Here is a 9,362-nt window from a genome sequence, read left to right as displayed (position 1 = left end):
AATGACGAAAGCAGGTATGCCTGAAAGCGTGCGTATTGCCTGAAAACACAACCCGCTACGGGGGAGACTTACCCGAAATCTGATTTATTCAACAAAGCCCTATCTTGCCAAAGTCGCTAGTCGCTTGTTTGCCTTAGCTTTAGATTTTATGCTTATGGAGGCGGTTTGATTTTCATCCGATACTTTTTCTAGCACTGGCACCACAGAGGAAATGGACTTTTCTTTTGAAATTTTGGATGCACCTGAAGAAAGTGGGCTTTCAGATGGTATAGAGGTATCGCTTCCCTCATTTTCAATCTTCACACCAAAGCAGGCATGTTCCTTTTGTACAAGGAAGGTTTCTTTTACAGAAACAGAATCCTGCTTTGAATTATCTAATTGTAGAGGTGTTAAATACTCCTTAAACTTTTGATCTAAGACATTCTCTAGCAATACATTAATAGGAGGCTTAGGTTCAGTATCTATAGTATTTCCATCATTCAGAAACCTATTAAGATCTGCAAGTGTTAATCTTTCGTTTAAACCATTTATAAAATTTGCCAAGTCAGGAAATAAATTATTTAATACCAACCCGGTACTAATAGCCGACCTAATTAAATCCAGTTGGTCACCCCTATGACAAAGTTCTGTTTTTTTCAAGAAACTATAAACATAGGGTGCTTTTCTTTCGGATATCCAGAAAGACCGGATCTGAATCCGGTCGTTATCTGCCTTATTTGAGATAGGGTATTTAGCCATGTTCTAGCTCATTATTCTGAATAAATAGTATCAGCAATTGCCAAAGATAATGCGAACTGCGGATTGTCTACCATGATAACTTTAGCCGTTTCAAAATGTTTACGAATAGCTGTTTCGATGAGATATGAACCTCCCCCAACAAGGAAAACATTATGAGGCCTCTCTTCGACTTGTGTAACCGCTCTGATTACTTTACTTTGCAACTTCTGTACCGCAGAGTTTACCGCATCAAAAACACCGTCACGCTTGTCCTCTGCAACCTTCAAAGCTGATTTATCATGACGATTATCAACAAGATGATGAATGTAAGCATTACTCGTATTCAGTTTCTCAGATTCAAGATACCTGCTGATCTCATCGTAAACAATAGAACAACCAATACGGTCAAAACCTTTTACTTTCGAAATCTGTTCTAATTGCCCAGTAATACTTGCAACATCAAGAGTAGTACCACCAAGATCAATTACCAAACTTGATTCAAATGAAGCAATATCCTCAATTTCATCTGCCCGGGTCACAGCTGGTAAAGATTCAGGGAAAACAGTCACAGACAAAACGTTAAAAGAATAGCGTTTACCGTCAAGATAACGCTCTACTGGTTTCATCAGATTATCTTTTTTTCTCTGAATATTTTCAATATTCGTTTCCCCTAAAGCAGTATAGAACTGGCTAAGTGGTAAAGTAACAAAGAGGTGAACATCCTGAGGAACTAAACCAGAAGCATGAAGTGCATGGTGAACATTTAACCGGCTAATTTCATCGTATTGGTGAGATACATCAGTCGATTCCAGTGAGTTACTAGATTCGCTGTGATGCGAAAACCTTTCCAGCCCATCAATAAGATAGTTAAAAGGATTGAGACCCTCATGGCGAACACGGAAATCTGGAACAAAACTATTTTGTGTAAGCAAGGGAACTAATTCGTTTCTTTCATTAAGACAAACCAGTTTTGCAGCTTTACTTCCATCATCGACAACGATTTTTAAAGCTTCAGTGATATCCTGCACTGATGGTGAAACAGGACTTTCAGATTTTAATAGTTCAGCCATAAAAACTCTCTTTTATTAATAGGACCATATTAGATATTAACTTTATACATTAATGGTGACCTATTATCAACATTAACACTATTAAAAAAATACGTAAGTCTATGTTATTTCAGCATCCTTCCATTTTAAATACCTTACCGTTAAATTTCCTGTATTCATGTATTAACCATGTTTATAAAGGAGCCAATTATAATCAGAAAGTTACTTTGCATCCTAAGTATGAACTGTTTGAGAGCCAGGACTGGGGCCTTTACCTGTAAGTAACAAAGGTCCTTAGGCTTAGAATCCAAAATGACGCCTTTTTGTAAAAAAATCATAGTTCGAAATACCGTATCATCGATGTAAACATACGTAGAGGAATTTATGGCAGCTGAGCACGTCCAAACTATAGACCTTACAAACTTCTCCGGAAGGATTTTCTTTCTGGCAGATCCTCATGGACATTACTCTGCGCTGTGCAACTTGATCCAATCAGTTACAAAGCCAGAAGAAGAGATAGTAATTTTCTCTACTGGAAATTTGTTTGACTATGGGCCGGAACCCATAGAATTGATGAAGGCGATAAACAGTGGCTTTTTCGATGGACGTTTTGTGAGGCATTTCTCAGCTGCCGGAGCCGGAGAAGAAATGTTAAAAAAATTGTTACCATTAAACAAAGACCGGAGAACATTTTACCCCAGCACATACCTCAATGAGAGATGGTGTGTAATGGGCGGAAAGTGGCATAAAGCTGTGAATCGTTACTATTTAGAGGAAGAGGTAAAAAAACTTCTTAATACCCAGCTTGGTACGATGATGCAGATTTTACTAAAAGGCGATATAAAAATTGGGGTTTGCCCTTCTGATTACGCCCCTATCCGCACATCATTCACTGATACTTATAATGCGCTTCAAGCATTCAACTATGCCAATGTGAATATTTTTCAGAGCCAGTTTCTATTCGGTATGGACCATGCCGTAATACCAATGATGATAAATGACGTCAACCTTATGGTCCTAGGTAGGAATCCTGTAAACAGCATTCGAAAAGCCCATGGTCGTACTCAAAACAATCTTCCAGTACTGATCGGTAATTGTTTGCATATAAATACTGGATCACTCTATATGTCAAAATTAGAAGACCAGGTAATAGTTGCTCCGGGTATACCGCAAACTGACTCACCAGCACTTACATTAGTAGAAATAATCATGAAGAACAATCCAGTTTTATTGTGTCATCAGCTAATACAAACAACAAACAAGTTTTATTCACTTAAAACCTATCCTTTAGAACTCGATTCGATTGAAAACAACATTGAGGTAACAAGATGAAGATAAATTGGAAGATTATCTCAATTTCAACATTACTTTTGCATCTTCACGCAGCAGCTGCACCACATCAAGAGAAAGAGCATAGAAAAGATGCTTTTTCTTCTGCCGCACAGAAAAGTGATTCACTTATATCTGCTAAAGCGGAGCTTATAAACGGAAGGTGGTTTATAAATGGTAAATATAGGCCTGTTCTAAAGACCAGCATGACCAAAACCAATTTCTTAGAAATCATGAATGTTTCAAATAAAGAATCACTTTTTATTGTGATACCAAAACTTGAGTATAATATCATTGCCAAAAATAAAATCTTACTAAATGAAAAAATTGCATTAAGCGAAGGCACATCCGGAAAAAGCATTGTTTGGGTCGAGCCAAAATCAAGTCTAACTATATCGTTTATAAATGACCTTGCTAATACGCCCCTTCAGGCTATCGTTTCGATCACAAGAAACAACAAAGATATAATTGCCATCTTTGGACCGGATCAGGGTAAAGGGTTTACTCTTCCCGGAAATACGTCTAATGATCAAGTGTCCGTTCCTGACTATTCTGACCTAAATATAAAAAAACTTAACATACCTCAAAGTGTTGGTAATCCAGTAACCATCAATCCTAAAGAGAAGAATTACCTCTTAGTTGGACAAGGAAAATATGAAATCTTATCTCTTCCTAAATATCAACATTTAGTATTTTCTGAACCCGTTTATATTGAGAAAAGAAAAAATATCCTCGGTGGTTATGGTTATTGGACGAAAGAAACAATTCTCTACCCCGGTGAATCATTATCTTTTATAACGAGCGCCAAAAACAATCTAAGGAAGCGGGATGATTAAAGTTATCACACTTTTATTGTTTGCATTACTGACTGGTTGTCAGTCAGTAGAAAGTAAAATCGAAGAACTCCCGACAGTTGGTTTTGACCCTATTCTATACAATAAAAGTGAGGCCTTTACTGACGGAAAAGTTACTTTACGTGTCGAAAGTTCAGGAACTGATGTTTGGCTTGTCGCCAAGAATGGAACCAGAAGTTTTATTGAGCTTTCAGGCCTAACGCTAGGTGGTAGTCGTTGTGCTTACAATGCCCGTAGTAAGCAACTTTTGCCCCCAGGCAGCGTAAGCACATTCGTAGTTCCTACGGTTGGAATGCTTGGACTTTGCTTCAACAATGAAGATCAACTTATGTTTATTAACCGTGCTTTTAGCAGAATCTCTCCCAAAGCAAAAGGAAAAGATTCGCTTTCGCTTTTATTTTCTGTTAGTTACGATTTTCCCGGAAAAGCGGACCTAATTACTAACCACGATTTTCAAGAGTTATATCTTTTATTTTTGAATGAGGATAATCTATGAAACAAACATTAATTGTTATTTTAATATGTTTTTGTCACACGGCTTTAGCATATCCATACCGTATCTATACTGTCCCGGAAGGGGCATTAGTAAAAAACATACTAACTAATGAATATCTAGGAAAAACCCCTGTGGTTGTGGACGTGAGCAATACCGAAGCTGGTTCTACTTTTGGGATTTCATTATTTAGACATGAAAATGTTGCTATAAAGATTTTTACAGTAATGCCTTCAGCAGAAAATAATTTTGCTGTTTCTGGACCTGACGTTGCAACTATGTCATTGCCGGGAAAAGCACCTTTAAACGTAGTAAATGATGGGAATGGCGCTTCTGTTCATATAGAACTAAGACCTTATATGTCTGAACCTGCGCACACCCCATATTAATATAACAAGAAATTAAAAATATAAATCATATGAACTGCATCATAAAGATGCAGTTCAATATTTATTCTGATACTTTTAATTTTTCTTTTATGAACTCCTCTAGTTCCTTAATAAAACCCGCATTTATCCTATTGAATTCAAAGCGAATTTTTCTACCAGTATTGTTTTTACTGATTCTTGCATACTTATCTTTGTTATCAAAAGTAATAAGATCACTTGTTTCCCATTTTGTGGAATAAGTTTTTTCACAAACACTTTCCACAGATTGTGTGATTTTTTCCATTACAACTTTTTGAGCAACCTGGAGATCTCCAATGTCTAAATCTTTTGTTTCCTCTTTAACATTATCTATTACTTCATCTAAAGGAAATAGATTTTTTTGCACATATTTCTGTAAACGAGACAAGCGACTATAATAGGAGTTCGGGATTCCTTCATAATCCGGGAATAAAGAGATCAATGTTTCGTCAATACGGGCCGCCTGGATTCTTTTGGCTACCGATACATGACTAATCCCAAGATATGCTGCGAGTTCTTCATTAGTAGAAAATCCTTTTTCTTCCATTTTTTTGATAAATTGAAACCCAACTTCTCTATATGAAAATTTTCGAGATGTTTGTGCTGCGGATATAATTGAATTTATATCATCTTCGGTTAGTTCATCCGGAAGAACCCACAGGGGGAGATCCTTTTCTGCCTTTATACAGCAGAAACGTCTGCGACTTCCTTCTATTAATAAATAAACCCCATCTCTTTTTACAGCGATCCCTTCGGTATCGACCCCTCTTTCTTCAATCTGCTTAAGAATATCTCTAACAGAATAATCTGTAAGGGCTTCTTGATTTCGTGGGTTCGCTGGATGGACTAAGGTCTCCTTCTCCACTCTCTGGGCTGGAACAATCACATGTTCCGCTTCAAGTCTCCGGCCCTTATGAAGAGTGAATAACTTTTTTATGCGAGGTGCTGTTTTCAAACCCGCAAGACCTGAACGGTGACCGACTTCTGTCCGCTTTGGTGCGTTTAAATATCGAGATTTATCATTCCCGATATGTTGCTCATCGCTCATGCGTTAACTCCTTGCTTAGCTGAAAAACTTTTTATTTCATTTATAAATTGCTGATATACCTGTAATACAGATTCTTCTGCGACATCAAGCTGCTTTGCGGAACAAAGTTCCTCTGATTTTTTGATATCAAGCACTGTACGCCCTTTGGAAGCAGCTGCCTTAAATGCTTCTGAATTTTTTATGTTAGCGGACATCAAAAGGTCCTGAACAGTTCTGATTAATTTATCCAAAACTATTCTTTCATATGGACTTTTGTCATCTACATTGACAGCAAGAACTTTGAACCATTTTAAATTGTCGCCCTTACTTGGTGATTGTTTAAACCTTTCACTTATTGTAAGCATGAAGTCTGTAGTAGAGGCGTAATCATATTCACGTGGTGACACTGCGACAAGAATCCCATCGGCCGCTTCGTCAGCAGCCCAGATCAAAGGTGAATCTTCAGGTGGAGTGTCTATAATAATCAAATCATAGTTCTGCTTCAGTACCGGTAAGATAACTTCCTTGAAACGTAGTAACAAAGACGTACGTTCTTCTCTAGAACATTGCCAGTATTTATCTTTAAAACGAGCATCTGTCGGAAAAGCCGTTATTACGTCCAAGTTTGGCAGATGCGTTGAAAAAGGCATATTAGTGATGATTTCTTCTTCAGAGAATCCTGAATCTAAATATTTTTTATACTCAGAATTTTCTTCATAAATTCCAAGGATTGCATCAATTGCTGTAAGGAAGACATCATCTTCTGAGACACTTTGAATCATGCTGCTTCCAATCGAACCTTGTGGGTCCCATTCGATCATTAATACACGTGCATTGAGTTGTAGATCTAAAGCAGCTGCTACTGCTAAAGCTACAGATGTAGTGCTTTTCCCTGTACCGCCTTTATGATTCTGAGTAACAATAGCTCTGCTAAAGTAATGATCGCGGTACTTGGGATAACCCAGGGCATCCATTATTTTTTGAACATCCCAGCGGGTGTAAAGATGATTTTTGTTTTGATAAATAGGTGCACCAACAAGTTCTTTTTCTTCTAAGTCCGAAAGTATTTTATTGAACGTTACTCGTGACTTCCCAAAAAAATCAGAGAGATTTTTTTTATTCAAACAGTGGTTATAGATCAGTCTATCAACACCATCAACACTATCATCAGAAACAGATACTCTTGATGAAGCCATCAGAGATTCCTTTAGAGAAATCTGCTCGCTTTTCATGCGCTGACCAACGAGGGCGATCTTTTCAAGTAAATTCATGGTTATGACCTTTTTGCACTGAAAACCGACTTTTACGCATATATGTAAACTTTACGTATAATGCGTCCATTTCCTTGTTATGCGTACAATTCTATCCTTAGTTTCAATCTTAAGCTAATGTTTGTTTACTTTTTTATGATTTTTTGTGAGCTTAACTTGCAGATGTGAGCTCAGACTCTCTAGTCCATACCTAATGCACAACCTGTTTAAACCACGATTCTTGTCTCCTTCTCTACGCTTTGAAGTTAAGAGCTCCATTAATGAATCTTCACGCCTACCCTATTTCTTGCTTAGACCCTAAAATCTATCTCACCGGTGTGCTGATATACGTTTCCTAACTGTGAACCGTTGTCGTCAGTCCAGTCTAAAGATATGAGGTGTTAATCTCTTGAGGAGGCACACTACGAATTATGGGAGCAGAGTTAGCAACCTCACCCCGAAATGAAACCCAACTTAAGGAGGCAACCCCAGTGTGGAGATTAAGGGGGTTAAATCTGCCAGCGGCTGACAGTGTCCCAGCTGCTGCTCAGTCACACCACGCCCTGATTTAATCCCCTGCCCGGTATTGTAATGACCGAAAAAAACCCGTGCACTGGTGTCGGCAGACCGGCATGCATGAATATGACGTTAATCTGTATCAGCAGGCACTTTTCGCATAATGGGAGCAAGTGATAGCAACGCCGCCCAGAACGGAATGCCAACATCAGGACTGAACCCAAGTTTGGCGATTAAGGGGGTTAAATTTGCAAGCGGATGACAGTGCCCCCAGCTGCTGCTCAGTCACACCACGCTTGATTAAATCTCTCGCCAGGTCTTGTTTTGACCGAAAATAGCCCAAGCACTGATGTCGGCAGACTGGCATATAGGAATATGACGTTAATCTGTATCAGCAGGTACATTTCGCATTATGTGAGCAAGTGATAGCAACCCAGCCCGGAACTGAAGGCCAGCATGAGGACAGAACCCCAGTTTGGCGATTAAGGGGGTTAAATCTCACAGCGGCTGACAGTGCCTTCAGATGCTGCTCAGGCATACTACTCTCCCTGATATAATCTCCCATATGTTCTTGAGATCGTCGGAAATCGCCCATGCACCGGTGTCGGCAGACCGGTATGCAGTAATGTGAATTTAATCTGCATCATCAAGCACATTTCGTATTATGGAAGTAAGTGTTAGTAAACCAAAGCCCGCCCAGAACGGAAGGTCAACATCAGAACAGAATCCCAGTTTGGCGATTAAGGGTGTTAAATCTGCAAGCTGCTGACAGTGCCCCAGTTGCTGCTCAGTCACACCACGCCCTGATAGAATCTCCTGCCCGGAAATGTGATGACCGAAAAAAGCCCGTGCACTGGTGTCGGCAGACCGGCACGCAGGAATATGACGTTAATCTGTATCAGGAGGCACATTTCGCATTATGGGAGCAAGCGATAGCAACCCAAGCCCAGAACTGAAGGCCAGCATCAGGACAGAACCCCAGTATGGCGATTAAGGGGGTTAAATCCGCCAGTGGCAATAAGATCCCGAGCGGTGTTTAAGAAATATTTCCCGAAGGACAATCTTCCGCTCGTACGATGAATATAGTGTTCAACCCGGGAGAGGGATCACTTAACCTGCTTAGCCTAAATCTTACGTCATTCTCTAAACGGAGTTTAAGCTTAATGGTCCTGAGAAAGTTAAAAGGACTACCCATAATGACGGTTTGAGATGGCGAATAAGGGTTTTTTCTGCCAGCGGCTGACATTGCCCCAGCTTCTGCTCAGTCACACCACGCCTGATTAAATCTTCCGCCAGGTCTTGTTATGACCGAAAATTGTCCGTGCACTAGAGTCGTAAGACCTGCATACAGGAATGAGGCGTAAATCTTTATCAGGTGGCAAGGTTCGCATCATGGGAGCAAGGGTCTTGAACTGGAGGTTAACATCATAAAATCCCAGATTGGCGATTAAGGGTGTTAAATCTGACAGCGACTGAAAGTGCCTTCAGATGCTGCTCAGGTATATTACACCCTGAAAAAATCAAGCATCTGTGCTTGCGAATATCGGAAAAGGCCATGCACCGGTGTCGGCAGACCGGCATGGGCAATGAGACGTTAATCTGTATCAGCTGGCGCATTTCGTATCATGGGAACAAGTGTTAGCAACCCTCTCCAGGACGGAAGGACACTATCAGGACTGATCCCAGTTTGGCGATTAAGGGGGTTAAATCTGCCAGCGGC

9 protein-coding genes are annotated in these 9,362 nt (G+C 39.7%); 4 read left to right on the top strand and 5 right to left on the bottom strand.

The features are described 5' to 3' along the window. Positions 1 to 99: 99 nt before the first annotated feature. On the bottom strand, positions 100 to 738 hold the full coding sequence (locus ACNQ0T_RS21515) for a hypothetical protein (protein WP_012695436.1): 639 nt from the start codon (positions 736 to 738) through the stop codon (positions 100 to 102). Between the two features lie 11 nt (positions 739 to 749). Further along, positions 750 to 1,787, bottom strand: a complete 1,038-nt coding sequence (gene parM / locus ACNQ0T_RS21510) for a plasmid segregation protein ParM domain-containing protein (protein ID WP_000818954.1) — start codon at positions 1,785 to 1,787, stop codon at positions 750 to 752. Positions 1,788 to 2,150: 363 nt separating this feature from the next. Here parM and ACNQ0T_RS21505 point away from each other — a divergent pair, with 363 nt between their 5' ends. The 4 genes from ACNQ0T_RS21505 to ACNQ0T_RS21490 are packed head-to-tail and all read left to right on the top strand — an operon-like array spanning position 2,151 to position 4,831. Then, positions 2,151 to 3,098 (top strand): metallophosphoesterase, encoded by a 948-nt coding sequence (locus ACNQ0T_RS21505; RefSeq protein WP_000718595.1) that lies wholly within the window; start codon positions 2,151 to 2,153, stop codon positions 3,096 to 3,098. Beyond that, the gene (locus ACNQ0T_RS21500; protein ID WP_000700976.1) at positions 3,095 to 3,931 is read left to right on the top strand and encodes a hypothetical protein; all 837 of its coding nucleotides are present in this window, start codon (positions 3,095 to 3,097) and stop codon (positions 3,929 to 3,931) included. Before ACNQ0T_RS21505 ends, ACNQ0T_RS21500 begins: the two co-directional genes overlap by 4 nt. Next, positions 3,924 to 4,445 carry a hypothetical protein gene (locus ACNQ0T_RS21495; protein ID WP_000598517.1) on the top strand — a complete coding sequence of 174 codons (522 nt, stop codon included), beginning with the start codon at positions 3,924 to 3,926 and terminating at the stop codon, positions 4,443 to 4,445. Before ACNQ0T_RS21500 ends, ACNQ0T_RS21495 begins: the two co-directional genes overlap by 8 nt. Then, the gene (locus ACNQ0T_RS21490; RefSeq protein ID WP_000815011.1) at positions 4,442 to 4,831 is read left to right on the top strand and encodes a hypothetical protein; all 390 of its coding nucleotides are present in this window, start codon (positions 4,442 to 4,444) and stop codon (positions 4,829 to 4,831) included. The genes ACNQ0T_RS21495 and ACNQ0T_RS21490 overlap by 4 nt, the downstream gene beginning before the upstream one ends. A gap of 61 nt (positions 4,832 to 4,892) precedes the next feature. On the opposite strand, the gene ACNQ0T_RS21485 is transcribed toward ACNQ0T_RS21490, so the two are convergent. The 3 genes from ACNQ0T_RS21485 to ACNQ0T_RS21475 form a co-directional block, all read right to left on the bottom strand. Beyond that, the gene (locus ACNQ0T_RS21485) at positions 4,893 to 5,897 is read right to left on the bottom strand and encodes a ParB family protein (protein ID WP_001278838.1); all 1,005 of its coding nucleotides are present in this window, start codon (positions 5,895 to 5,897) and stop codon (positions 4,893 to 4,895) included. Further along, the gene (locus tag ACNQ0T_RS21480) at positions 5,894 to 7,147 is read right to left on the bottom strand and encodes a ParA family protein (protein ID WP_001050364.1); all 1,254 of its coding nucleotides are present in this window, start codon (positions 7,145 to 7,147) and stop codon (positions 5,894 to 5,896) included. The genes ACNQ0T_RS21485 and ACNQ0T_RS21480 overlap by 4 nt, the downstream gene beginning before the upstream one ends. 1,128 nt (positions 7,148 to 8,275) lie before the next feature. Beyond that, entirely contained in the window at positions 8,276 to 8,437 is a 162-nt protein-coding gene (locus ACNQ0T_RS21475; protein WP_001371949.1) for a hypothetical protein, read from the bottom strand. Positions 8,438 to 9,362: the final 925 nt, after the last annotated feature.

Origin of the sequence: Enterobacter cloacae complex sp.6700776, assembly GCF_048284255.1 — a bacterium.
GTDB classification, from domain to species: domain Bacteria; phylum Pseudomonadota; class Gammaproteobacteria; order Enterobacterales; family Enterobacteriaceae; genus Enterobacter; species Enterobacter intestinihominis.
The sequence above is the reverse complement of the archived record's forward strand: the minus strand, read 5'-3'. Positions and strand labels throughout refer to the sequence as shown.